At 45.0% G+C, this 24,106-nt stretch carries 21 protein-coding genes; 15 read left to right on the forward strand and 6 right to left on the reverse strand.

Annotated elements, in window-relative coordinates; all coding sequences use genetic code 11:
- The first annotated feature begins 22 nt into the window (after window positions 1-22).
- The 6 genes from MJ612_RS10485 to MJ612_RS10510 all read left to right on the forward strand — a co-directional run bounded on the left by MJ612_RS10485 (window position 23) and on the right by MJ612_RS10510 (window position 6,957).
- Entirely contained in the window at window positions 23-2,629 is a 2,607-nt protein-coding gene (locus MJ612_RS10485) for an ATP-dependent Clp protease ATP-binding subunit (protein WP_187033426.1), read from the forward strand.
- A gap of 183 nt (window positions 2,630-2,812) precedes the next feature.
- Window positions 2,813-4,372, forward strand: a complete 1,560-nt coding sequence (locus tag MJ612_RS10490) for an acyl-CoA carboxylase subunit beta (RefSeq protein WP_187033427.1) — start codon at window positions 2,813-2,815, stop codon at window positions 4,370-4,372.
- Window positions 4,373-4,481: 109 nt separating this feature from the next.
- Window positions 4,482-5,552 (forward strand): M42 family metallopeptidase, encoded by a 1,071-nt coding sequence (locus tag MJ612_RS10495; protein WP_187033428.1) that lies wholly within the window; start codon window positions 4,482-4,484, stop codon window positions 5,550-5,552.
- Window positions 5,553-5,657: 105 nt separating this feature from the next.
- Complete coding sequence (locus MJ612_RS10500; protein WP_187033429.1) at window positions 5,658-5,900, forward strand: hypothetical protein; 243 nt, start codon at window positions 5,658-5,660, stop codon at window positions 5,898-5,900.
- 10 nt (window positions 5,901-5,910) lie between these two features.
- Window positions 5,911-6,147, forward strand: coding sequence for a hypothetical protein (locus MJ612_RS10505; protein ID WP_187033430.1), 237 nt, complete (start codon window positions 5,911-5,913; stop codon window positions 6,145-6,147).
- A 33-nt stretch (window positions 6,148-6,180) separates the two neighbouring features.
- A complete protein-coding gene (locus MJ612_RS10510) occupies window positions 6,181-6,957 on the forward strand; it encodes an ABC transporter substrate-binding protein (protein WP_187033558.1) in 777 nt (258 codons plus the stop codon).
- A 32-nt stretch (window positions 6,958-6,989) separates the two neighbouring features.
- Here MJ612_RS10510 and MJ612_RS10515 read toward each other — a convergent pair whose 3' ends face one another.
- Window positions 6,990-8,228 (reverse strand): 3-phosphoshikimate 1-carboxyvinyltransferase, encoded by a 1,239-nt coding sequence (locus tag MJ612_RS10515; RefSeq protein ID WP_187033431.1) that lies wholly within the window; start codon window positions 8,226-8,228, stop codon window positions 6,990-6,992.
- Window positions 8,225-9,259: a 3-dehydroquinate synthase gene (gene aroB / locus MJ612_RS10520; protein WP_187033432.1), complete on the reverse strand. Its 1,035-nt coding sequence runs from the start codon at window positions 9,257-9,259 to the stop codon at window positions 8,225-8,227. The genes MJ612_RS10515 and aroB overlap by 4 nt, the downstream gene beginning before the upstream one ends.
- A gap of 284 nt (window positions 9,260-9,543) precedes the next feature.
- Between aroB and MJ612_RS10525 the strand changes: the two genes are divergently transcribed.
- Entirely contained in the window at window positions 9,544-12,222 is a 2,679-nt protein-coding gene (locus MJ612_RS10525; RefSeq protein ID WP_187033433.1) for a cation-translocating P-type ATPase, read from the forward strand.
- Window positions 12,223-12,273: 51 nt separating this feature from the next.
- On the opposite strand, the gene MJ612_RS10530 is transcribed toward MJ612_RS10525, so the two are convergent.
- The gene (locus tag MJ612_RS10530; RefSeq protein ID WP_187033434.1) at window positions 12,274-13,365 is read right to left on the reverse strand and encodes a bifunctional 3-deoxy-7-phosphoheptulonate synthase/chorismate mutase type II; all 1,092 of its coding nucleotides are present in this window, start codon (window positions 13,363-13,365) and stop codon (window positions 12,274-12,276) included.
- A 162-nt stretch (window positions 13,366-13,527) separates the two neighbouring features.
- Between MJ612_RS10530 and MJ612_RS10535 the strand changes: the two genes are divergently transcribed.
- On the forward strand, window positions 13,528-14,715 hold the full coding sequence (locus tag MJ612_RS10535) for a proline dehydrogenase family protein (RefSeq protein ID WP_187033435.1): 1,188 nt from the start codon (window positions 13,528-13,530) through the stop codon (window positions 14,713-14,715).
- A gap of 132 nt (window positions 14,716-14,847) precedes the next feature.
- Here the strand turns inward: MJ612_RS10535 and MJ612_RS10540 are convergent, their stop codons facing one another.
- Window positions 14,848-15,048: a hypothetical protein gene (locus tag MJ612_RS10540; RefSeq protein WP_187033436.1), complete on the reverse strand. Its 201-nt coding sequence runs from the start codon at window positions 15,046-15,048 to the stop codon at window positions 14,848-14,850.
- 144 nt (window positions 15,049-15,192) lie between these two features.
- Between MJ612_RS10540 and MJ612_RS10545 the strand changes: the two genes are divergently transcribed.
- The 6 genes from MJ612_RS10545 (at window position 15,193) to MJ612_RS10570 (ending at window position 19,845) form a co-directional block, all read left to right on the forward strand.
- A complete protein-coding gene (locus tag MJ612_RS10545; protein ID WP_187033437.1) occupies window positions 15,193-15,765 on the forward strand; it encodes an RNA polymerase sigma factor in 573 nt (190 codons plus the stop codon).
- A gap of 53 nt (window positions 15,766-15,818) precedes the next feature.
- Complete coding sequence (locus MJ612_RS10550) at window positions 15,819-16,901, forward strand: S1C family serine protease (protein ID WP_187033438.1); 1,083 nt, start codon at window positions 15,819-15,821, stop codon at window positions 16,899-16,901.
- 152 nt (window positions 16,902-17,053) lie between these two features.
- Entirely contained in the window at window positions 17,054-17,716 is a 663-nt protein-coding gene (locus tag MJ612_RS10555) for a fasciclin domain-containing protein (protein WP_187033439.1), read from the forward strand.
- 274 nt (window positions 17,717-17,990) lie between these two features.
- Window positions 17,991-18,524, forward strand: a complete 534-nt coding sequence (locus MJ612_RS10560) for a general stress protein (protein ID WP_187033559.1) — start codon at window positions 17,991-17,993, stop codon at window positions 18,522-18,524.
- A 240-nt stretch (window positions 18,525-18,764) separates the two neighbouring features.
- Complete coding sequence (locus tag MJ612_RS10565; protein ID WP_187033440.1) at window positions 18,765-19,169, forward strand: response regulator; 405 nt, start codon at window positions 18,765-18,767, stop codon at window positions 19,167-19,169.
- 73 nt (window positions 19,170-19,242) lie between these two features.
- Entirely contained in the window at window positions 19,243-19,845 is a 603-nt protein-coding gene (locus MJ612_RS10570; RefSeq protein ID WP_187033441.1) for a DUF4142 domain-containing protein, read from the forward strand.
- A gap of 17 nt (window positions 19,846-19,862) precedes the next feature.
- Here the strand turns inward: MJ612_RS10570 and MJ612_RS10575 are convergent, their stop codons facing one another.
- Both MJ612_RS10575 and MJ612_RS10580 read right to left on the reverse strand, forming a co-directional pair.
- Window positions 19,863-20,414 carry an arylesterase gene (locus MJ612_RS10575; protein WP_187033442.1) on the reverse strand — a complete coding sequence of 184 codons (552 nt, stop codon included), beginning with the start codon at window positions 20,412-20,414 and terminating at the stop codon, window positions 19,863-19,865.
- 98 nt (window positions 20,415-20,512) lie between these two features.
- Complete coding sequence (locus tag MJ612_RS10580; protein ID WP_187033443.1) at window positions 20,513-20,968, reverse strand: ferritin-like domain-containing protein; 456 nt, start codon at window positions 20,966-20,968, stop codon at window positions 20,513-20,515.
- Between the two features lie 254 nt (window positions 20,969-21,222).
- Between MJ612_RS10580 and MJ612_RS10585 the strand changes: the two genes are divergently transcribed.
- A complete protein-coding gene (locus tag MJ612_RS10585; protein ID WP_187033444.1) occupies window positions 21,223-23,331 on the forward strand; it encodes a carboxy terminal-processing peptidase in 2,109 nt (702 codons plus the stop codon).
- The last annotated feature ends 775 nt before the right edge of the window (window positions 23,332-24,106 follow it).

Genomic DNA, 24,106 nt, shown 5'->3' on the forward strand with positions numbered 1-24,106 from the left:
TTTTTTAGATTAATATTTATACATGGAAGCTAAATTCTCAAACCGAGTGAAAGAGGTTATCTCACTCAGCCGTGAGGAAGCTATCCGTCTCGGACACGATTACATCGGCACTGAACACCTGGTGCTGGGTATGATCCGGGAAGGAGAAGGTACTGCCATCGCCCTGCTGAAGAAGTTGGGTGTTTCGATAGATGAACTGAAGTATGCTTTAGAACAGGCTACACGAAATACTGCTTCGCAAAACAGCAACATTACCGGCAGCATCCCGCTTACAAAACAAACTGAGAAGGTACTCAAGATCACTTACCTGGAGGCCAAGATCTTCAAAAGTGATATCATAGGAACCGAGCACCTCCTACTGTCCATCCTGCGGGACGAGGACAATATTTCTTCACAAATCTTAGCGAAATTTAACGTGAACTACGAAGCAATAAGAGACTCCCTGGATTATCATAGCAATAACCCACTAGCGTCGTCTGACACAGACGATTCTGATGACTCAGATAAATTATTTGGCAGCTCATCATCTTCCCGTGCCGGCAGTGCCAGCAAAAAACCGGGTGAAAAATCACGTACGCCAGTACTCGATAACTTTGGCCGCGACTTAACAAAGTTAGCTGAAGACGACAAACTGGACCCGATTGTGGGCCGTGAGAAAGAGATTGAGCGTGTGGCCCAGGTACTGAGCCGTCGTAAAAAGAACAACCCTATACTTATAGGTGAGCCTGGTGTTGGTAAAACTGCCATCGCTGAAGGTCTGGCCCTGCGTATTATTCAGAAAAAAGTTAGCCGCGTGCTGTTTAACAAGCGTGTAGTTACCCTTGATCTGGCATCGCTGGTGGCTGGTACCAAGTATAGAGGTCAGTTTGAAGAGCGTATGAAAGCTGTGATGAATGAGCTGGAAAAATCTCCGGATGTGATCCTGTTCATTGACGAGCTGCATACTATAGTTGGTGCCGGTGGCGCTTCTGGTTCCCTGGATGCCTCTAACATGTTTAAGCCTGCGCTTGCCCGTGGCGAGATTCAATGCATCGGTGCTACTACCCTGGATGAGTACCGCCAGTACATCGAGAAAGATGGTGCGCTTGCCCGTCGTTTCCAGATCGTGATGGTAGACCCAACTACGCCTGAAGAAACTGTTGAGATATTGAATAATATCAAGGACAAGTACCAGGATCACCACCACGTAAACTATACTGATAAGGCCATCGAAGCCTGCGTGAAGTTATCAGACCGTTACATGAGCGACCGCTTCCTTCCGGATAAAGCGATCGACGTGCTGGATGAGGCTGGTGCGCGCGTGCACATCAACAACATTGTAGTACCTGAGGATATCCTGAAGCTTGAAGAGCAGATTGAGAACATTAAGGTAGAGAAAAACCGTGTAGTGAAGAGCCAGAAGTATGAAGAGGCTGCGCAGCTACGCGATAAAGAGAAAAAACTTATTGACCAGTTAGATACTGCGAAAAAGAACTGGGAAGAAGAGACCAAGAAAAAGCGCTACACAGTAAAAGAGGAAAATGTGGCAGAAGTTATTGCCATGATGACAGGTATACCTGTGAAGCGTATTGCGCAGAACGAAGGCCAGAAGCTATTGAATATGGCCGATGAACTAAGCGGTAAAGTAATTGGTCAGGAAAAAGCCATTAAGCAATTAGTTAAAGCGATTCAGCGTACCCGCGTAGGTCTGAAAGATCCGAAGAAGCCGATTGGTTCGTTCGTATTCTTAGGTCCGACAGGTGTTGGTAAAACTGAGCTTGCTAAAGTATTGGCTACTTACCTGTTTGATAAAGAAGACTCTTTGGTAAGAATAGACATGAGTGAGTACATGGAGAAATTCAGTGTATCTCGCTTAGTGGGAGCGCCTCCGGGCTACGTTGGTTACGAAGAAGGTGGCCAGTTAACTGAGAAGATCCGCCGTAAGCCATACTCTGTAGTATTGCTGGATGAGATTGAGAAAGCGCACCCGGATGTTTACAACCTGTTGCTGCAGGTGCTGGATGATGGTATACTTACAGATGGACTTGGCCGCAAGGTGGACTTCCGTAACACGATCATCATCATGACATCTAACATCGGTGCCCGTGACCTACAGGACTTTGGAGCTGGTATCGGTTTCATGTCTAAAACCAAGCAGGACAACGTGGATGAGATCATGAAAGGAACTATAGCCAGTGCGCTGAAGAAAACCTTCTCGCCTGAGTTCCTGAACCGTCTGGATGATGTGATCGTGTTCAACTCGCTTAACCGTGAGGATATGCACAAGATCATCGATATCTCGCTTGGCAAACTGTTCAAGCGCATCGAAACACTTGGATATAAGATCGAGCTTACCGATAAAGCGAAGGATTATGTTGCTGAGAAAGGATATGATCCGAAGTATGGTGCCCGTCCGTTGAACCGTGCTATTCAGAAATACATCGAAGATCCGATTGCGGAAGAGATACTGAAAGCAGAAGTAGCACAAGGCGACACCTTATTGGTAGACCACGAAGAAGGCAAAGACCAACTTACTTTTACATCGAAGAAGGCAGGCAAAAAAGCTAAAAGCAACTTAGCCTCCGATGAGATAGATGATGATAAGGAGCCGACCAAGTCTACAGATAGCGATAAGACCACAAAAGAATAATTAATTTTAAAGTATAAGAAAAGGGCCATCCGTTTTGGATGGCCCTTTTTTATTGCCATCACTTTTATGCCTATGACTTTATATAGCCAAAAAAGTATAGAACTATACCTGAAATCGGAGTATAGTTTTTAAATTTGGGGAATATATAGATTGTACATTATAAATTAGTTATACCTCATTTACATGGCTGGAGAAATCAGAGAAGCCCAACTGGCAACACTAGAGCGTAAAAACGCTGAAGCATTGCTTGGGGGCGGACAAGACCGAATAGATGCACAACATAAAAAAGGAAAGCTAACAGCGCGTGAGCGCATTCACTTACTACTCGACGAAGGCTCTTTTGAAGAGATCGGCAAGTTTGTAATGCACCGCTCCAAAGACTTCGGCCTGGACAAGCAGTATTATTTAGGTGATGGCGTGGTTACCGGTTATGGTACAGTGCATGGTCGTCTGGTTTATGTTTTCTCTCAGGATTTTACCGTACTTGGCGGTTCGCTTTCTGAAACGCATGCCGAAAAGATTGTGAAGATAATGGAGTTGGCTATGAAGAATGGCGCGCCGGTTATAGGTCTGAATGACTCTGGTGGTGCGCGTATTCAGGAAGGTGTGGTATCGTTGGGTGGTTATGCGGACATCTTCTACCGCAATACACTGGCTTCCGGGGTTATTCCACAGATTTCAGCTATCATGGGTCCATGTGCGGGTGGTGCGGTTTACTCGCCTGCCATTACCGACTTTATCATGATGGTGGAAGACACGTCATATATGTTCGTGACCGGACCAAACGTAGTAAAAACAGTAACGCACGAGAATGTAACTTCAGAAGAACTGGGCGGTGCTAGCACACACAGCACCAAAAGTGGCGTAACGCACTTCTCCTGTGCCAACGAAGTAGAGTGTATCAACTACATCAAAAAACTATTAAGCTATATACCGCAGAACTGCGAAGAGTTACCTCCAGCCCTGCCTTATGAAACGCAGGCCGATGAAACCCGCTCTGTACTGGACACTATAGTTCCTGAAAACCCGAACCAGCCATACGACATCCGTGAAGTAATTGAAGGCATTATTGATGCGGATTCTTTCTTCGAGGTACACAAGAATTTTGGTGAAAACATTGTAGTAGGTTTTGCCCGTTTAGGTGGCAGAAGTATAGGTATAGTTGGTAACCAGCCTGCTGTATTGGCGGGGGTACTGGATATTAACGCCAGTACAAAAGCTGCCCGTTTCGTTCGATTCTGCGACTGCTTTAATGTTCCGCTTTTGGTGCTGGAAGATGTTCCGGGCTTCCTGCCGGGTACTGATCAGGAGTGGCGCGGCATTATTACAAACGGCGCAAAATTGCTTTATGCTTTCTGCGAAGCTACTGTTCCGCGCATTACGGTTATTACCCGCAAAGCTTATGGTGGCGCTTACGACGTAATGAACTCCAAGCATATTGGTGCCGATATGAACTATGCCTGGCCAACTGCTGAGATTGCCGTAATGGGTGCACAAGGGGCTGCCGAAATTATCTTTAAGCGTGAAATTGCCGAAGCCGAAGACCCTGCTGCCAAGCTTGCCGAAAAAGTACAGGAGTATAAAGATAAGTTTGCAACACCTTATCGCGCAGCGCACCGTGGCTTTATAGATGAAGTTATACTTCCATCTGAAACCAGAGCTAAATTGATTAAAGCCTTTAAGATGCTGGAAAACAAAGCTGTAACTTTACCACGCAAAAAGCACGGCAATATTCCGCTTTAATAATTATGAATGGAGAATTAGGAATTATGAATGATACGTATGTATATTTTATACTTTCTAAAACTGGTAATTCATAACTCATAATTTAGAATTCGTAATTAACCCAAGCATGAGACAAGAATCTTTTGACTTCCTGCAGAAATACCTGAACAACTCCTCTCCTACCGGATTTGAGTCGGAAGGGCAGAAACTGTGGCTGGAATATATAAAACCATACATTGACGATTACTTTGTAGATACTTATGGCACTGTTGTAGGCGTTATTAACCCTGAAGCAGACTATAAAGTGGTGATTGAAGCACATGCCGATGAGATCAGTTGGTTTGTGAACTACATCACCCCGGAAGGCTATATTTACCTGAAGCGTAACGGCGGCTCTGATGCCCTGATTGCGCCATCAAAAAGAGTAAATATTTATACTTCGAAAGGTATTGTAAAAGCGGTTTTTGGCTGGCCGGCCATACATGTTCGTAAGGTAGAGCAGGACAAAGCGCCAACTATAGAAACTGTGTTTTTAGACTGCGGCGCTGCCAACCGTGAGGAAGTCGAAAAGATGGGCATCCATGTGGGTTGTGTGGCTACTTTCGAGGATGAGTTTACTGTTATGAACGACCGCTATTATGTTGGCCGTGCGCTGGATAACCGTATTGGTGGTTTTATGATAGCTGAAGTTGCCCGCCTGATACGTGAGCGCAAGCACAACCTGCCATTTGGTTTATACATTGTAAATGCTGTGCAGGAAGAAATTGGCTTGCGTGGCGCAGAAATGATCGCGCACCGCATTAAGCCGGACGTAGCTATAGTTACCGACGTTACCCACGATACCCAGTCGCCGATGTATGAGAAGAAAACCAGCGGCGATATACATTGCGGTAAAGGTCCGGTGATAGCGTATGGCCCGGCTGTGCAGAACAATCTACGTGACCTGATCATCAATACAGCCCAGGAGAAAGAAATACCATTCCAGCGTTCGGCGGTTTCACGTGCAACAGGTACTGACACGGATGCCTTTGCTTATTCTAACGCCGGTGTAGCTTCTGCCCTGATCTCACTTCCGCTGAAGTACATGCACACTACTGTAGAAACCGTGCACAAAGACGATGTGGAGAACGTAATAAAGATGATCTACGAAACTATTCTTAAAATAGAAGACAAGCAGGATTTCCGTTACCTGAAGTAAGAATTTATACTTTTAGCCAAGTATAAAACCCCAGGGCATCCGATGATCTCTGGGGTTTTGTTTTTCGGTGGAATGATGTATCTTAAAGGTATAAACACCACTACTATGAAGCGCTATCAATTCTGGTTCCTGTTCTGGCTTCCCTGGCTGGCACTTATTGTTACTGTTATAGTTCGTAAAGATGCTCCCTTCCCCTGGATATTTGTCATCAATACGGTTATACTGAATCTGATAGCTATCAACATCCGCCGCAAGCAGGTTGGCCTTAACCGTACCTCGGCTTTAAAAGCCATGGTTCCGGGTGTTGGCTATCACGAATGGAAACGTTTATACTTTGCCAAGCCATAAACTATAGACTATGAGACGTAATACATTTTGGCTGGTAACGCTCTTTACAGTTGCAGCGCTTTTAATTTTTGTTCTATCACCTGAGCCTATCCGACTTTTGATAGTTGTGTTTCCACTGATTATTTTCTTTCCTGTTGCATTGAACAAACGTCGTAAGACTATAAACATAAATATTAAAGATGCTTTGCTAGCTTATATTCCGTTTGTTGGCAGGCATCATTTAAGTCGTTTGTACCTAGCTGTCTAACTTAATTATTATCATTTGACTTTCACTGACCAGATGGGCCGCCAGATTGAGTTGCAGCAGTTGCCGCAGCGCATTATTTCGTTGGTGCCCTCACAAACAGAATTGCTTTTTGATTTAGGACTAGGCGACCGTATAGTTGGGGTTACCAAATTCTGCATCCACCCCAAAGAGCAGGTAAAGTATAAAACTATAGTTGGCGGCACCAAGAACTTCAAGTTTGATATAATCGACCAGCTACAGCCCGACCTGATCATAGGTAATAAAGAAGAGAACTATAAAGAAGGTATAGAGCAACTGCAGGAGAAGTATAGAGTATGGATGAGCGACATATATACTTTAGCTGACGCCTTACAAATGATGCTGCAGGTTGGCAGAATGACCGGTACAGAAACTCAAGCAGCAGCGTTAGAACAAAGTATAAGATCAGGATTTCAGCGGCTGCAGCCGGTACAGCCACCTATAAAAACAGCTTACTTTATCTGGCGCCAGCCTTACATGGCTGTTGGCGGCAACAACTTTATAAACCATTTATTGCAACAGAGTGGTTTTGAAAATGCTTTCGCTGATTTAGAACGCTACCCGGAGATCACACCTGAACGCCTGCAGCAAGTCGATCCACAGCTTATACTTCTCTCCTCAGAACCTTACCCGTTTAAAGAAAAACACATTTCAGAATTTCAGGAGCTTTGCCCGCAGGCAACTATAAAAGTAGTAGATGGCGAAATGTTTAGCTGGTACGGCAGCCGATTAGCAAAAGCTCCGGCTTACCTGCAGCAGGTTGTTAACGAAGTGCAAACTCAACGTGTATAATTGATTTATACTTCAGCTGTAAGTTTAAACTCTTATACTTCTGTAGTATTTATACTTAGTTCAAATCCTACCTTTTCCAGATCTTCCCAGAAACGCGGGTAAGATTTTCGCACCACATCAGGTTCCTGTATCTGTACTGTTTCGAGCAAAGCTATCGGCGCGAAGGCCATGGCCATACGGTGGTCCTGGTATGTTCTGAAAAAGAGCTGGCGCTTTGTAAGTATAGCAGGCTCCATCCGAAAAACTCCTGGTGTTATCTCATTTAATGATGTCCCCATCGTTAACACTTCTATCTGCAAGGCATGTACCCGATCTGTTTCTTTGATCCGCAGGCTTTCTACACCGGTCATTTCAAGCGTTACACCCAGCGCGGCACACAAGGCAACTATCGTTTGGGCAAGGTCAGGGCAGTTGGTAAAATCAAAAGCTACTCTCTTTTCGCGGTGTTTTTTAGTAAGCCGTACTCCTGCTTCGGTAAACTCAGTATGCACGCCAAGGCGTCTCATTATGTCGGCAATAGCCCTGTCGCCCTGAAAAGAATCCTCCCTCAGGCCAAGTAAAGTAATATCGGCCTCCCGTGCCAGCGCCACCATACTATACCAGTAGCTCGCTGCCGACCAATCCGACTCTACCGAAAAAGCAGCTGCTTTGTATTGCTGATGCGGTACTATAATAGTGTTGCCCTCAAATGTAGCCTCTGCGCCAAAGTGTTTCATCAGCGAAAGCGTCATTTCGATGTAAGGTCTTGAGCTGATCTTCCCTTCCAGTTCCAGCACCAGGCCATCCGGCAGCACAGGTGCTACCATCAGCAAAGCAGAAATATATTGGCTGCTGATATCGCTGCGTACTTTTAACTTATTGTTTCCGTTGCCCTTAAACCCATTGATCTTCAGCGGCGGGTAGCCTTCTTCTCCCAGGTAATCTATACTTGCACCAAGTTCGCGTAGCGCCTCTACCAAAACTTTTATAGGTCGCTGGCACATGCGTTCTGTACCAACAAGTGTCTTCTGCTGGCCTGTAACGGCATAAAAAGCCGTGAGAAAACGCATAACGGTACCTGCATCTTCGGCATCTATAGTTTCAGCTTCGCTGTTAAGCAGGCGCTGCAGCAGTTGGGTATCGTTGGCTTCGGATAAATTATCTATAGTTGAGTTGCCGTCGGCTAAGGCTGCTATGATCAAAGCACGGTTTGCCTCACTTTTAGAAGCAGGCAGTTTTATACTTCCGTTCAGGATTCCTGTCGGGTGGCTGAGGGTAACGGATTTTGTCATAGTAACTGGTAGTAGCGAAGTGATTCCTGAATTTCCTGTAATGTAATTGGTTGGTCGTACACGGCCTGCCCGATGCTGCTTAGTAACGTGCAGTTTATAGCCGAGCGGGTATTTTTTTTATCCTGTAAAGCAAGTTGTGCAATGGTTCTGATATCGTCTTCGCTGAGCAGCACTTTCTCGTAAACCGATACAAGAAAGGTTTCAATCTTATCCAGTGCCTCTTTTTGCAACAGCTCGTGCTTTACCGATAAATATGCTTCGCACAGCATACCAACAGCAATAGCCTCACCGTGTAAAAGCTCACGCCCCGGCTTCTCCAGCAGGTAACTTTCTACCGCATGACCTACGGTATGGCCAAAGTTCAGCACCTTGCGGTAGCCGCCTTCCAAGGGGTCAGCCTCCACCACTCCGGATTTTATACTTACCGAGTGCCGTATCAGCTCTTCCCAATCTTCTGTAAATAAGCCTACATGGCGCTGCTCCTGGAAAGCGTTGGCATCGGCAATAAGCCAGTGTTTAATAATCTCGGCATAGCCCGACTTTACCTGTCGGGGAGAAAGGGTTTGCAAAAACGGAGGATAAATAAACACTGCTTGTGGCTCCTGGTAAACACCGATATGGTTCTTCAGTCCATGGAAATCCACGCCGGTTTTGCCTCCTACGCTGGCATCAACCTGGGCAAGCAGCGTTGTAGGCACCTGCACAAAGTATAAACCACGCTTGAAAAGGGCTGCACAAAAACCACCCATATCGCCTATTACGCCGCCGCCCAGATTTACCAGCACCGACCAACGGTCCAGGTTCAGTTCGGTCATGCGCTGCCAGATGTACTCGCAGGTTTGCAGATTCTTATGCTCCTCTCCGCTCTGTATCTGGATCAGGTGATGCTCCGGCAAGTATGGTTTTACCAGCGGGTAGCAATGGTGCAGCGTGTTCTCATCAACCAGCACGGCTACTTTGCTGAACGCACGGTTCTGCAAGTTTTCAGCCAGCATGGTGAGGGCATCAGCGCCAATATGTACGGTGTTCATGTTCTGTGTTTGTTTTGTTCGTGCCCGCAGGCAGAGCAAGTATAAAACTACCTGCCGGAAAGCTTTCCGGATTTCTCCTTCTTAGCCAGCAGCTATGTACAAAGATACGCGTTGTGAGAGGCAGAAAACAATGAATTTCCTGCAGCCCGGGCTCTGTATACTCAACTTCTTAAAACATAAACGAAACAATAAAGTTATTTACATGCTATATGCCTATAAGCCAATACATTAACGGGTAAACGAAAATATCAACACACAAAGTATAGTCCCAAACTTGATACAGCATGAGCACCTGGCACACACAATATACGGATGAGGTTCTTAAAGACCTTGGTACATCAATTAATGGACTGAGCAGGTCCGAAGCCAGTGAAAGGCTGAAAAAATATGGCTATAACGAGCTGCAGGAAAGAGCCGGTAAAAGCCCGCTGCGGATGCTGTGGGAGCAGTTCACGCAAACCATGGTGCTTATCCTAATCGTGGCCGCTATTATCTCTGCTTTTCTGGGTAAAAATATTGAAACGATAGCTATACTTGCCATTGTGGTGCTGTTTGGTGTATTGGGCTTTGTGCAGGAATACCGCGCCGAAAAAGCGATGGCCGCCTTAAAACGGATGGTAGTACCAACAATTAGAGCCCGTCGTGACGGCAAGGTACAGGAGCTTTCGGCAAGGGAGTTGGTGCCCGGCGATGTAGTGCTGCTGGAAGCCGGCAACGTGGTACCTGCCGATATGCGCGTACTGGAGAGTGCAAACCTGCGGGTGCAGGAAGCAGCGCTTACCGGCGAATCGGAAGCTGTAGAAAAAGAAACTGAAAGGTTCGAAAGTGAAGATCTGCCGCTCGGCGACCGCAAAAACATGGTTTACCTGGGTACCAACGTGGCGTATGGCCGTGGCACGGCAGTGGTAACAGGCACCGGCATGCAGACCGAACTAGGCAAGATTGCAGATCTGTTACAGGAGGTAGAAGCCAAGCAAACGCCGCTGCAAAAGAAGCTGGACCAATTGGGCAAATTACTGGCTATACTTGGTTTTGTGGCCGCTGCGCTTATGCTGGTTATCGGGGTGCTGATAGGTGAACCCCTGGAAGATATGTTCCTGACTGCCGTGAGCTTAGCGGTTGCCGTGGTACCCGAAGGACTTCCGGCTGTAGTTACTATTACACTTGCCATTGGCGCTCAACGCATGCTCAAGCGGCAAGCCCTGATGCGTAAACTTCCGGCCGTTGAAACACTGGGCTCTGTTACCACCATCTGTTCCGATAAAACCGGCACGCTTACTGAAAACAGAATGACAGTAACTTCTATAAGTTTACCGGATGAGCAGATCGAATTTACAGGCAACGGAAGTATAAAAGTACCTGAAAAAGCTGCGCTGGCTCTAACTATAGGCATGCTCTGCAACGACAGCATTATAAAATCGGAAAACGGAAACGAACCACAGGTGGTCGGTGACCCTACAGAAGGAGCACTGTTGCTAGCTGCAAACCGGGCCGGATTTGAAAAAGATATCCTGGAGCAACACCTGCCACGCGTGCACGAAGAACCTTTCGACTCTACCCGCAAGCGCATGACCACGGTGCATCGGTTACTATCCGGTGGTTCTGAATTTCCGGGACTTAAACATCTTTCCCAAGCCTCCTACCTTGCCTGCACCAAAGGCGCCGTAGACAGCCTGCTTAAAATTACGGATCAGGTATGGGTAAACGGCCGGGCAGAGCAAATGACTACCAATTGGCACGAACGGTTGCTGGAAGTAAACAACCAACTTGCCCAGAACGGGATGCGAGTGCTGGGCATTGCTTTCCGAGAACTGCCGGAGCCCTATAACCACGGCAAACCGCTGGAGGAGAAGCTGACTTTTGTGGGCATGATGGGCATTATTGACCCGCCCCGGGGTGCTGTTAAATCAGCGGTAGCAACATGTCGTAGTGCAGGAATACGACCAATCATGATTACCGGTGACCACCCACTCACAGCCGCGGCCATTGCCAAAGAGCTACGCATTACCGAAAGTCCCGATGCCATAACAGGAGAAATGCTGAATAATATGTCGGAGGCTGAGCTGGAGGAGGCTGTATCAAAAGTATCAATCTATGCGCGGGTATCACCGGAAGATAAACTACGGATCGTGGAAATGCTGCAGAAAAATGGCGAAGTGGTGGCCATGACCGGTGATGGCGTGAACGACTCCCCTGCCCTGAAGACAGCGAATATTGGTGTGGCTATGGGTATAACCGGTACTGATGTGGCAAAAGAAGCATCTGACATGGTGCTGCTCGATGATAACTTTGCAACTATAGTTGCTGCCGTAGAAGAAGGCCGTGTGATCTATGATAACCTGATCCGGTTTGTAAAGTTCTCGCTGGGCGGTAACCTGGGTAAAGTGCTGGTAATGCTGTGCGCACCGCTGATAGGTATAAACGTAGCCTTAAGCCCTCTTCAACTGCTCTGGCTAAACCTGCTGACTGACGGATTGATGGGACTTGGCCTCGGAACAGAACCTGCTGAAGCCGATACCATGAAACGTCCGCCACGTGCGCCGGAACAGTCTGTACTTACAAGGAAGGATGTAACACACGTTACGTGGTCTGGTATTCTGATCGCAGCTATAACGCTGGGTATGGGAGCTTTGTACTTCAACCCAACCAACCTACAGGACACCCGCTGGCAAACCATGATTTTCGCTACCCTTGGCTTTACGCAGATAGGGCACGCACTCGGCCTTCGGGCTTACGGCCATTCCATCTTCTCACTCAGGTCAAACCCTTTAATTATATTAATGGCTACACTCACTTTCCTGCTGCAGATAGCTGCGATTTATATACCATTTTTGGATACGTTCTTTGGGTTAACACCATTAAGTTTGCAGGAGCTAGGTCTTGCCATTGGTGCAGGTTTTGTTACACTGACAGCAGTACTGATTGAAACTTATCTGAGCAAGAAAAGGAGTACCAGCTTTTAGCAGGTATAAGCTAAAACTAAAAGAGAAGCCTTTAGGGCTTCTCTTTTAGTTTTATACTTCTTTTTTCATCACTTCTGTCTGCATCCGGATCGATTCTACGTGGATCAGCTTGTACAGCTCAGCTACAAATTTAGGGTTCATCCCGAGCTCTTCTGCCCACGCTGGCCGGCTTCTGAAAATTTCTTTCCAGCGGCTGATCTGTAGCACCTGCACGTTATTCTGTTTTTTATAGTGGCCAATCTGTTCCACCAGCTCCATCCTACGTGCTAATGCTCTTAATATCTGCTGGTCGGCTTCATCTATCTGCAAACGCAGTTTTTCCGCACGGTTTACCAGCTCCTGATCGTCGTAAGTGGTTTTGCGTACCTGCAGCTTTTCCAGAATTTCCTGTAAACCGGCTGGAGTTACCTGTTGCTCTGCATCACTTAATGCATTGGCCGGGTCTGGGTGCGTTTCTATCATTACGCCATCATAGCCTAGGTCCAGCGCTTTTTGAGCTACCGGCAAAAGTAGCTCACGGTTACCGGCAATATGGCTGGGGTCAACTATAATCGGCAAGCTCCTGAACTTCGATTTCAATTCGATTGGTATTTGCCAGAACGGCACATTTCTGTACTTCGACTTTTCATAACTTGAGAAGCCACGGTGTATAGCTGCCACATCCGTAATTCCTGCATTATACACGCGCTCTAGTGCTCCAATCCACAAAGCCAGATCCGGGTTTACAGGGTTCTTAACCATAACAGGCACATTAGCCCCTTGTAAAGCATCAGCAATTTCCTGCACGGCAAAAGGGTTTACCGTAGTACGGGCACCAATCCACAGTACATCAATCTCCTGTTTCAGAGCCTCTTCTACGTGGCGGGCGGTGGCCACTTCAGTACTTACACGCATCCCCAGTTCGCGCTTCACACGGCCCAGCCACTGCAGACCCTGTAATCCTATTCCTTCAAAAGTGTTTGGTCGTGAGCGTGGTTTCCAGATGCCGGCCCGAAACATATCTACCTGCTGTTCGCGTAAGGCTAAAGCCGTTTGCATTACCTGTTCTTCACTTTCAGCACTGCAAGGCCCGGCAATGATAATAGGCCGAGGTTCAGCACCGGTCAGTTGCCTGAAAAAATTATCTTCTTCCTTAAACTTCATCTATTAAAACTCTTATTGCAAAGGTAGTGCAAATAGAACAGCAAAGTATAAAACTAGTTTAAAAGCCCGCTGCTGTGCAGGTTATACCTGTAAATCTTACATAAAAACAAGTTGATAACTGTGCCTGATGCACTATCTTTGTGCTGTATTACAAAACAACACATGAACCCTGTTTCAAACGTATCATTCGACGACACCGCCGTCGCTTTTTCATCCAAGTCTGATGCCGAGCTGTACAAAATGTACCTGTTGTTCAAGACGATGAACAACAATACGCTGGTAAAAGTTGGCGGTAAGCTTTTAAATACAGCCATTAACCTGCACCTGCCAGTTAAGCTTATTATAAAGCCAACGGTGTTCAGCCATTTTTGCGGTGGCGAAACCATAGAAGAATCAGAGCGTGCCATTAAGCAGTTAAGCGCCTATAACATCGGAACTATACTGGATTACTCGGTAGAAGGCGAAGGAAACGAAAAAAGCTTTGACGCAACTTTGACTGAGCTTTTGAGAACGGTAGAGAAAGCCCGTGGCAATAAAGCTATTCCTTTTTCAGTATTTAAAGTTACAGGCCTGATAGATATAAAACTGCTGGAAAAAGTACAGAGCGGCGCCCAACTTACTGCTGCCGAACAAACTGCTTTTGCCCGCGGCCGTGAACGCGTAAACACTATCTGCAAAAGATGCTTTGAAGCCGATGTACGCGTGTTTGTGGATGCCGAAGAAAGCTGGATACAGGATACGATAGATAACCTGACCTATGAGATGATGGAGCTCTATAATAAAGAGAAAGCCATTGTTTACAATACCTACCAACTATACCGCCACGACAGATTGGATGTGCTGAAGCGCGACTATGAAAATGCCGTAGCTAAAAATTATTACCTGGGTGGTAAACTGGTACGTGGTGCTTATATGGAGAAAGAGCGCAAGCGCGCTTCCGAAGCTGGATACCAAAGCCCTATCAATCCAACAAAGAATGCATCAGATGAGTTGTTTGATAATGCCGTTCGTTTCTGTGTAGAGCATATAGACAGAATTGCATTATGCGCCGGCACCCACAACGAGCAAAGCTGTTACCTGCTAATGGAGCTGATGAATAAGTATAACATTGCCCGTAACGATGAGCGGATATACTTTGCCCAGCTGTTCGGCATGAGCGATAACCTATCTTATAACCTGGCAAATGCAGGTTACAATGTAGCCAAGTATGTACCTTATGGCCCGGTAAGAGAAGTAATGCCATACCTGCTGCGCCGTGCCAACGAAAACACTGCCATTGCCGGCCAGAGCAGCCGCGAGTTTACGCTCATCAACAAAGAGATGCAGCGTCGCAAAAAATTCAAAAGCTAATTTCTTATTCCGGAAGGCCAGGTTTAATTTTTGAGTAGGCCTGAAAAAATAAGAAGTCCCCCGCACCGTAGTACAGGGGACTTCTTATGTGTTTTTAGAACTATAAATGTTAACCTAAAGTTCTGAGGTCAATTACTGAACAGTAGTAGTAGTGTCAGTAGTAGTAGCAGTAGTATCTACTGTAGTTGCAGCAGTATCAACTGTAGTTTCTTCAATTGTAGTCTCTTCAGTAGTCTCAGTAGTAGTTTCTTCAGTAGTTGCTTCTTTGTTTTCGCAAGCAGAGAAAGTAACAAGAGCGAAAGCTACAACAGCGAATTTGAATAAATTTTTCATTTTGTGTTTGTAATTAAGTGTTTTGGTTTCGATTTTGAACTTCATACCAGAAATGCACAGAGGTAACCCACTTCAGAAAAAAAATTTTAAAATATTTTTTGATGGGTTACTATAACCACAAAAGCGTATTAAAACCAGAGCGGAATGAAGAAAGGTTTGTATGAGACGGATGAGGCGATAATAGCAGGTATCCGATCCGGAGACGATCGGGCTTTGACTTATCTGTACAAACTCCACTTCCCGATGATTTCTCATTTTATACTTAGCAATAGCGGAACCGACGACGAGGCTAAAGATATTTATCAGGAAGGCGTAATTGTTTTTTACGAAAAGATAAAGTCTGATAGCCTGGAGCTTACCTGCCAGATAAAGACATACTTATACTCTGTATGCCGCAGGCTCTGGCTTAAAAGGTTAGCTGAAAAAGGCCGCTTCGCCACTAAAGTGGATGATGCCGAGAACTACCTGATGCTGGAAGAAGATGCCCCGCAGCAGGAAGAAAATGAACGAAGATTCGGGGTGATGGAAGATGCCATGAACCAATTAGGGGAACCTTGCAAAACACTTCTGGAAGATTATTACATCCGGATGCAGAACATGCAGGACATTACCGACAGGTTTGGCTACACCAATACCGACACCGCCAAAAACCAGAAGTATAAATGCCTGCAGCGGCTTAAGAAATTATTTTTTGCTGCTTACCAGGCAGAAGTATAGGCTGGCAAAGTAAGAATTAGTACGCCTGTGACAGGCAAAAGTATAGAGCAGAGATGGAATACCTGATGTACGAACAAATAGAGCGGTACCTTTCCGGCAAAATGGTTGATGATGAAAAAGCAGCTTTCGAAGCGCTGATTCAGACAGACCTGCGGCTGGCTGAGCAAGTGAAAGAGCACCGAACTTTGCTGCAGGCCATGCAGCAATATGGTCAGCGCCAGGAGCTACGCAGCAAATTGAACTCCATTCACTCTAAGATGGAAGCCGAAGCTACTCACGTAGAACTTCCGATGTGGCGCGTATTCTGGAACCGCCATGCACAAACTATGGCTGTAGCTGCCAGCATTTCTTTATTATCTGTGTTTGGCACACTTTGGACCGTAGAGCAATTAAAAGCACCCGCACAGCAGCAAACTGCCCGTTACGTAGAGCTTCGCCGTGAAGTTGATAAGCTGAAAAAAGCACAGACGGCTATTATTAAAGATATTAACAATACTACCAAGCCTGCTCCACGCCCTGCCCGTTTTAGCGGTACTGGTTTTGCCCTTAGCGCGAATGGTTACCTGGTTACCAGTTCGCACGTAGTGGAGGGCGCCGACTCCATCATGATCGAAAACACATCAGGAGCAAAGTATAAAGTAAGCGAAGTATACCGCGACCAGACCCACGATTTGTCTATACTTAAAATAGAAGATCCGACCTTTGAAGGCTTTGGTAAATTACCTTATACTTTCAAAACTGCTGAATCTGATCTGGGCGAGATGGTTTATACCTTAGGCTATCCGCGCGAAGATGTAGTTTTTGGAGAAGGCTCACTTAGCTCTACTTCCGGTTTTGAAGGAGATACTACAGCTTACCAGATATCTATACCGCTTAACCCTGGAAACAGCGGCGGCCCTTTACTGGATGACAAAGGTAATCTGATCGGTGTGATCAGCGGAAAGCAGGCAGGTCAGGAAGGTGCAGCCTTTGCTATTAAATCGGCTTACCTGTTACAGCTGATGAGCGAGTTACCGTTAGCCACTACCCTTTCGCCTTTATCGTTACCGAAACACAACACACTGGCCGGCAACAGCAGACCACAGCAACTCAAAAAACTTAAAGACTTTGTGTTTGTAGTGAAAGTATATAATTAGGAAGCTGATCGACATAAATATTTAGTATAAGGCCTGTGTAGCAAAAACTACACAGGCCTTATACTTTATAAACCTAACATTTTCAGATGCAGGCAGTTAAATAATAGTTAAGATGATCTTTGTGATCAGGGTGTGAACTAAATTTTAAAGCTATGAGAGAGAGAATGTTAAATCCGATTGCTGCTTTGGCGGTAACATCTTGCATAATGTTGTTTGGCTGCGCTGGCTCCGATACTACAGATAGCAGCACAACAGACACAACCATGAGCGAAACCCAGACAATGGAAGGCGATGTGGCAGCAGAGGATGCAGGAATGGAAGCTGAAGCCGAGATCAACTACGATGACATGTTTGAGACAATGGGCAATACAAAGCAATATGATGTTGTTGCCTTAGCCAACTCTAATCAAAACCTATCTACTTTCGTGTCGCTTCTGGAAAAAGCTGAGATTGAAGATGTATTGAAATCCGGAGGTCCTTTTACTGTTTTTATACCTACCAATAATGCATTTAATAAGTTAAGTAAAGAACAGCTGAATACATTAACAGACCCTAAAAATAAGGTACAGCTCGTACAGGTATTGCAAGCTCACATTATACCGTCTAAAGTATATGCGGCCGACTTTAAAGATGCCCAAACTATAAAAACGGCAGAAGGCAACATAATTAACGTGCTGGTAGAGCCAAACAATAATGTAACTATAGGCGGTGCCAGAATTGTTAAGCCCAATGTAGAGGTATCGAATGGTGTGGTACACATTGTAGATAATGTAGTAACAGCCAGCAACGCTGATGGTGGCTTGATTGACAGATAGTTCTTGATACAAAGGCTGAGAAGGCAGGAAACTACTTGTATTTTAAGTGATCAGTTTCCTGCCTTTCTTTATTAAATTCCCTCAATAATATTTACTTTCTTCAGTTCAAAATAAAGCTTTAAACTATTACATAACAGTTGTAGTTGTGCATCTTTTGTTATGTATGCCTATAGGTAACATCTGTAACCATAAACTTTGAACAGCCGTTATTACCAATCTACTGGTTTAGGAGTTAAGCCAGTTTTGACTTTACAATAACAATAATAAAGCTATGATGAACAGAACAGATAAAGCGGGCATGATGACAGCCATGTTCCGTGACAGAGAAAGTGCAGAACGTGCATTTAACGAGCTTCGCGCACGTGGTTATGATAAAGATGATATCAACGTTGTGATGTCAGATGATGCCAGAAAAAGACACTTCAGAGGAGAGCATGCCGACGATACTACAGAGCTTGGCAATAAATCTCTGGAAGGTGCCGGTGCTGGTTCTGCCATTGGTGGTACTTTAGGTGCTATAGTTGGTGCAATTGCTGCTATTGGTACATCTGTAGCCATTCCTGGTTTAGGTTTAGTAGTAGCTGGTCCGTTGGCGGCTGGTCTGGCTGGTGCCGGAGCTGGTGGCTTAACAGGTGGTTTATTAGGTGCCCTTGTTGGTGCTGGTATACCTGAAGAACGTGCTAAAGTATATGAATCAGGTATAAAAGAAGGTAATATAGTACTTGGCTTTAAACCACACAGCGTTGAAGATGCCCGCTATTTCGAGGAGCATTTCCAGAAGCATCGTGGAGAACATATCTATTATTAACAGCTGGCTTTACGCTATTGTTAATTCAAAATGCCTGGCAGTTGCCAGGCATTTTTATTTTATACCTGTAGTATACTAAAAACAGGCAGTTTGTTGTTATATCAAGGCTGAAGTATAGCATAAGGTAAATAATTACATATAAAAGTTAGGTTTACCATATCTTAGCTTGGCAGTGAAAATTTTCTGCTCTATATTGCAATACCAGTAAAATCACTTGCATTCTCCTGCTTCTTTACAACCATGTATAAACTCCAGCACATTCTGATAGTAGACGATGACCAGATCAATAATTTGTTCTCGCAGATCATACTGGAAGATGCAAATGCCTGTAATATGGTATCGGTGTGCCAGAGTACAGTAGAGGCTCTGGAGCTGCTCCGAAGTATGAGCAGTAATGCCGAAGCTCCCTTTCCGGACCTTATTCTGTTGGATATAAACATGCCGGAACTTGATGGCTTTGATTTTCTGGAAAGGTACCATATGCTAGGGTATAACGAGCAATATAATACCGCTATTTCTATGTTCAGCACGTCAGATGACCCTGATCATATAGAGCGGGTAAAGCAGTTTAATTCCGTTATCGGTTTTATCCAAAAGCCTTTGTCTATGGCTACTCTCCACAACATACTAACCCACTCCAATTAACCCTTCAGAAAACAATTTGCCATAGTTTCGTATGCAAGTAGGTAAACAATAAACTATACCTAAATCATACACTATGAAAAGAATGTTTTATGCTGCACTCTTGGTTGCAGCTACTACCGTTGCAGCCTGCACTCCGGATAAAAAAACAGAAGACACTGAAGTTGTGGAAGCTGCAGAGGCTGCAGAAGAAGAAACTGGCTCTGAGACCGCAGCCGATACTACCCTTACAGACGACAAGAAAGAATTTATGAAGCAACTGGCGCAGCATAACCTGCTACAGATTGCCATTGGCAGGCTGGCATCCACAAAAAGCACCAATAACGAAGTAAAACAGAATGGCCAGCAGATGGTGCAACTCTATACTAATAGCCAGACCAAACTACAGGACTTAGCCCAATCATATGGTATGCCGCTTGACACAGTGCTGCAGGAGGATTATCGTAAACATATAGAAGACCTTACAAAATTAAAGGCAGCTGATTTTGACAAGAAATACCTGGAGAAAGTAACAGATGTGCAAAAAGACGCTTTAGACTCATTTGACGGCGTACTGAAAGACAATGCTGAAGCAGATGCAACTGCATTTGGCTTATGGGCAAGAACATCAGAAAAAGAACTACGGGCACAATATGAGCAGGCACTTACCAGACAACAACAGCTGAAAAACGATCAGTAAATCGGAGGAAATTATACTTAGAGTATGTCTTTAAGTATAGACCAGGTATGTTTTGCCAGCAGCTTCTGCCCCTCTGCATTAGGGTGTACGCCATCTGGCAGGTTTAAATGCCGCATACCTGCTACTCCTTCCAGCAAAAACGGAACAAAAGACACATTGTTCTTAACCGCCAGTTCCCGGAACAGAACCCTGAACTCAGCGGCATAACGCCCCGGTACAATGTCCGGTATCTCCATCCCAGAAAGTATAATCTTCACTTCCGGCCACTTACGCTTTGCCTTGTCCAGCATTTCCTGAAGATTTATAGTTGTTTCGCGGGTAGGTATGCCCCGTAAGCCATCATTAGCACCCAAAGCCAGCACAAAAATATGCACCTCCTGGTTTAGCCACTTATCCAACCGGTGTACGCCACTTGCTGTTGTATCACCACTCAAACCAGCATTAATAACGTGGTAATCTGTATACCCTTCCTGCTGCAACTGTTGCTGTATAAGCGACGGGTACGCCTGCGATTGCGGCAAACCATAGCCTGCTGTTAGACTATCTCCAAAAAAAAGAATGTTCTTCATCACCTGTTCATCTATACTTATGATGCGCTTTACTTTATAAACAGCAAAGGGTTACCAGTTGCGGTAACCCTTTGCTGTTTATAGTTCAGATTATTTTACTAATCAACAGTGGTTTTCATCTGCTTCAGGTGCTCACAGGTAGCAATAGATGCCTGTTTCTGCTTTTCAACCATCTGTACTACTTCCTGAGGCAGCTCAGCTCTGTGTTCTAATGCATCGTTGTATGCCTTCTGAGCCCATTCTTCACCATACAGGTTCGATTCTATAATCGCTTTTTCGTCTTTGCCTGTAATACCGGACTTAACATCCATCCAGCCTCTGTAGAGCTTTCCTTTCATAGTAGTATCGCGCTGTGTTTCGCCACCAATGCGGCTCAGGGTGCTGTTCAGCTCATTAGAGAATTGCTGGCTTTGTTGTACCAGTTCGTTATAGTAAGCTTTATGCGCAGGGTCTCTGGTATCCTGTGCAGCTGTTTTATAACCTTCTATTCTGTCGTTAACGAACTGCGTTAGCTCGTTCAGCACATCGGCAGCTCTTTCATTCATGTTTTGCATAGCTTTATCGTTTTATTTGTGGTAGTTATTTAGTTTATATGTAAATCAGAACGAAAAAAAGTCGACACAGTTATAAGAAACATTCACAAATTACGTATGTTACCTATTAAGCCGCGGCAACTTTACAGCTATACAGGAACTGTTTTGTGAAAAGATAACTTTTTATAGTACATTACATTCTGTAGTTGTAACGCTGACACACAACAAGCGGCACTACTTTTGTTATTGACTTGAAGTACAACAAATTAAACTAAATGCTATCCTTGACAACCAGACTTAAAATAATGTTATCTGTACTGGCAGTTATACTGCTTACAGCTTCTTTCATTTTTTACCAGTCCAATTCTACACCGGAAGGTAAAAATGAGATTTTGCTGAAAGTACTGATGCAGGGCCTTAACCAGGGCCATTTTCAGCCTGAGAAATTAGATGATGATTTCTCTAAAAAGGCTTTTAAATTATACCTGGAGCGCCTGGACTATAATAAAAAATTCCTGATGAGCTCTGATGTGGCAAAGCTTCGCAAATACGAAACCGCCATAGATGACCAATTGCGCCAGGGGAGCTACGAGTTCTTCGACCTGTCTGCCGACATGATTGAGCAGCGTCTGAAAGAATCGCAGGCTTACTACAAAGAGATACTGACCAAACCATTTGATTTCTCTAAAGATGAAACCATAGAGCTTGATGGCGAGAAGCTTGCTTTTGCTAAAGATAAAAACGAGCTGAAAGAAGCATGGCGCAAGCAGCTAAAGTACCAGACATTGGTGCGCTTAGCCGATATGCAGAAAGAACAGGAAAAAGCAGCAGTCAAAGGTGAGAAAAAAGAGACTAAAACAGCTGAGCAAATGGAAGCTGAGTCTCGCAAGAAGATTCTGGAACTGTACGATGACCTGTACGAGCGTATGAACCGCATCTCCCGCGACGACAGACGAGCTACGTATATCAATGCCATTACCAACGTGTTTGATCCACACAGCGGCTACTTCCCTCCAAAGGCTAAGTCAGATTTCGATATCGAATTTACAGGTCGCTTAGAAGGTATAGGTGCTTCGCTGCAGGAGAAAGATGGCCAGATAAAAGTAGCTGAAATTGTACCGGGTAGCCCATCTTATTTGCAAGGTGATCTGAAGCCAGGTGATGCTATACAAAAAGTAGCTCAAGGCAATAAGGAGCCTGTTATTGTGGAAGGTATGCGTCTTGATGATGCCATCCAGCTGATCCGTGGTAAGAAAGGTACTGAAGTACGCCTTACAGTTAAAAAGCCGGATGGTTCTATAAAAGTTATCCCTATCGTTCGCGATGTGATCGTGTTTGAAGAAACCTATGCACAATCTGCCATGATAGAAGGTGGCCAGAAAATAGGTTACATTAAGTTACCTGGTTTCTATGCTGACTTTGAAGGCAACGGTGGCCCAAGCAGTGCCGAAGATGTGAAGCGCGAAGTTGAAAAGCTGAAAACAGCCGGTATGAAAGGTCTGGTTCTTGACCTTCGTAATAATGGTGGTGGCTCATTAGGTGATGCCGTTGAAATGGCAGGCTTATTTATAAAACAAGGTCCGATTGTGCAGGTGAAAGATGCACGTGGTAAATCTGTAGTGCTTGATGACCGCGACCCACAGGTACAATACGATGGTCCGTTGGTTATACTTGTGAACGCTAACAGTGCATCCGCTTCTGAAATTCTGGCAGCTGCCATGCAGGACTATAAACGTGCTGTAATTGTAGGTAGCCCAACTTATGGTAAAGGAACTGTGCAGCAGTTTTTTGAACTAGACCAGGCGCTGCCTTCTCAGTTCGACTCTTATAAACCGTTTGGTGCTTTAAAGCTTACAACACAGAAGTTTTACCGCGTAAATGGTGGTACAACCCAGCTGCGTGGCGTTACACCTGATGTGATCTTACCGGATGTATATGCTTACCTGGAGTTTGGTGAGAAAGAGCAGGATTTCCCGCTTCCTTTCGATGAAATTAAACCGGCTAACTACACACCTTGGTCAAATGCAAAGCTTAACATTAACCAGATACAGGCACACAGCCGTGAGCGAATCAACACGAACAAGAGCTTTGCTCTGATCAAAGAAAGTGCTGAACGTCTTAAAAAGCAATCAGACATTACGGTTCGTTCGCTGGAATTGAAAAAGTATATGGAAGAAGAGAAAAGAGCTGAAGCTGAAACAAAACGTTACGAAGCAGCTCAGAAAGAAGTACCAGTACTAACTGTAAGCAGATTACCAGAAGACCTGAAAGCGTTAGGTACTGATACTGCTAAGGTTGCCCGTAACAAGGAATTCCTTAAAAGCTTAAAACAGGATATTTACCTGGAAGAAGCAGTGGAAGTAATTAACAAGGATCTGAAGTAAGCTTAGATTGCAAAACAAAAACAGAAAAGCCGGCTACATGTAGCCGGCTTTTGTTGTTTATACCGCTTATCCATATTTTACTTCTATTCTAAAAGTGCTATTCTTAATTCAAAATGTGAGTATAGAATAACTTTATACTTTGGATTAAGTCTTCTCTTTCTATCATTCTGAAAGATTAGCTAAGGTAACTTAAGATGTATTTTTAGTATTTGTCATTTCGAGTGTAGCGAGAAATCTATCTCAAGTTATACTATATAGACCTCGTAGCGTGCACAACTCCCCGAACGTATAACTACTATAGCTGAGGCTTTCTCCAACTAGAACCAAGCTATACTTTCATAGTGCTTTTCATCCTAGGAGCTTTATTTATCTATTGTTTCATCTTCGGCTATGGTGCCCTCACGGCCGGGAGGCCCCGCCTTTGGGCATCGCGCTGCTGATTTGAAGCTCCCCTCGCAGGCTCGGGTTGGCTGCGCCACCGCAACAAATCAATGGCGCTCCACCCAAAGACTGAGATCTTCCGATAGCTATAGTTCTTGCTGCTTGAGAAGCTATAGTTGCATAGCTTTTCTCGTGGTAATATTTCCGTAGGGACAGGTAAACCTGTCTGCTCGTGTACTGTACCTATAAAACTATAACTGCAACTATAGCAACGGCAGAGAAGCTCCCCTCCTTAGACAAGGAGGGGTTGGGGGTGGTTGGGCCACAGCAACTATAGAACAATAAACTCTAGCTATAGCAAGGGCCGTTTATCAAAAGACCTCCGAGCGTGCTT

It is taken from the genome of Pontibacter deserti, from assembly GCF_023630255.1.
Classification (GTDB): Bacteria; Bacteroidota; Bacteroidia; order Cytophagales; family Hymenobacteraceae; genus Pontibacter; species Pontibacter deserti.

Coding starts and splice junctions, on each gene's coding strand:
- MJ612_RS10485 (WP_187033426.1), top strand. CDS start 23: ATGGAAGCTAAATTCTCAAACCGAGTGAAAGAGGTTATCTCACTCAGC.
- MJ612_RS10490 (WP_187033427.1), top strand. CDS start 2,813: ATGGCTGGAGAAATCAGAGAAGCCCAACTGGCAACACTAGAGCGTAAA.
- MJ612_RS10495 (WP_187033428.1), top strand. CDS start 4,482: ATGAGACAAGAATCTTTTGACTTCCTGCAGAAATACCTGAACAACTCC.
- MJ612_RS10500 (WP_187033429.1), top strand. CDS start 5,658: ATGAAGCGCTATCAATTCTGGTTCCTGTTCTGGCTTCCCTGGCTGGCA.
- MJ612_RS10505 (WP_187033430.1), top strand. CDS start 5,911: ATGAGACGTAATACATTTTGGCTGGTAACGCTCTTTACAGTTGCAGCG.
- MJ612_RS10510 (WP_187033558.1), top strand. CDS start 6,181: ATGGGCCGCCAGATTGAGTTGCAGCAGTTGCCGCAGCGCATTATTTCG.
- MJ612_RS10515 (WP_187033431.1), bottom strand. CDS start 8,228: ATGACAAAATCCGTTACCCTCAGCCACCCGACAGGAATCCTGAACGGA.
- aroB (WP_187033432.1), bottom strand. CDS start 9,259: ATGAACACCGTACATATTGGCGCTGATGCCCTCACCATGCTGGCTGAA.
- MJ612_RS10525 (WP_187033433.1), top strand. CDS start 9,544: ATGAGCACCTGGCACACACAATATACGGATGAGGTTCTTAAAGACCTT.
- MJ612_RS10530 (WP_187033434.1), bottom strand. CDS start 13,365: ATGAAGTTTAAGGAAGAAGATAATTTTTTCAGGCAACTGACCGGTGCT.
- MJ612_RS10535 (WP_187033435.1), top strand. CDS start 13,528: ATGAACCCTGTTTCAAACGTATCATTCGACGACACCGCCGTCGCTTTT.
- MJ612_RS10540 (WP_187033436.1), bottom strand. CDS start 15,048: ATGAAAAATTTATTCAAATTCGCTGTTGTAGCTTTCGCTCTTGTTACT.
- MJ612_RS10545 (WP_187033437.1), top strand. CDS start 15,193: ATGAAGAAAGGTTTGTATGAGACGGATGAGGCGATAATAGCAGGTATC.
- MJ612_RS10550 (WP_187033438.1), top strand. CDS start 15,819: ATGGAATACCTGATGTACGAACAAATAGAGCGGTACCTTTCCGGCAAA.
- MJ612_RS10555 (WP_187033439.1), top strand. CDS start 17,054: ATGAGAGAGAGAATGTTAAATCCGATTGCTGCTTTGGCGGTAACATCT.
- MJ612_RS10560 (WP_187033559.1), top strand. CDS start 17,991: ATGAACAGAACAGATAAAGCGGGCATGATGACAGCCATGTTCCGTGAC.
- MJ612_RS10565 (WP_187033440.1), top strand. CDS start 18,765: ATGTATAAACTCCAGCACATTCTGATAGTAGACGATGACCAGATCAAT.
- MJ612_RS10570 (WP_187033441.1), top strand. CDS start 19,243: ATGAAAAGAATGTTTTATGCTGCACTCTTGGTTGCAGCTACTACCGTT.
- MJ612_RS10575 (WP_187033442.1), bottom strand. CDS start 20,414: ATGAAGAACATTCTTTTTTTTGGAGATAGTCTAACAGCAGGCTATGGT.
- MJ612_RS10580 (WP_187033443.1), bottom strand. CDS start 20,968: ATGCAAAACATGAATGAAAGAGCTGCCGATGTGCTGAACGAGCTAACG.
- MJ612_RS10585 (WP_187033444.1), top strand. CDS start 21,223: ATGCTATCCTTGACAACCAGACTTAAAATAATGTTATCTGTACTGGCA.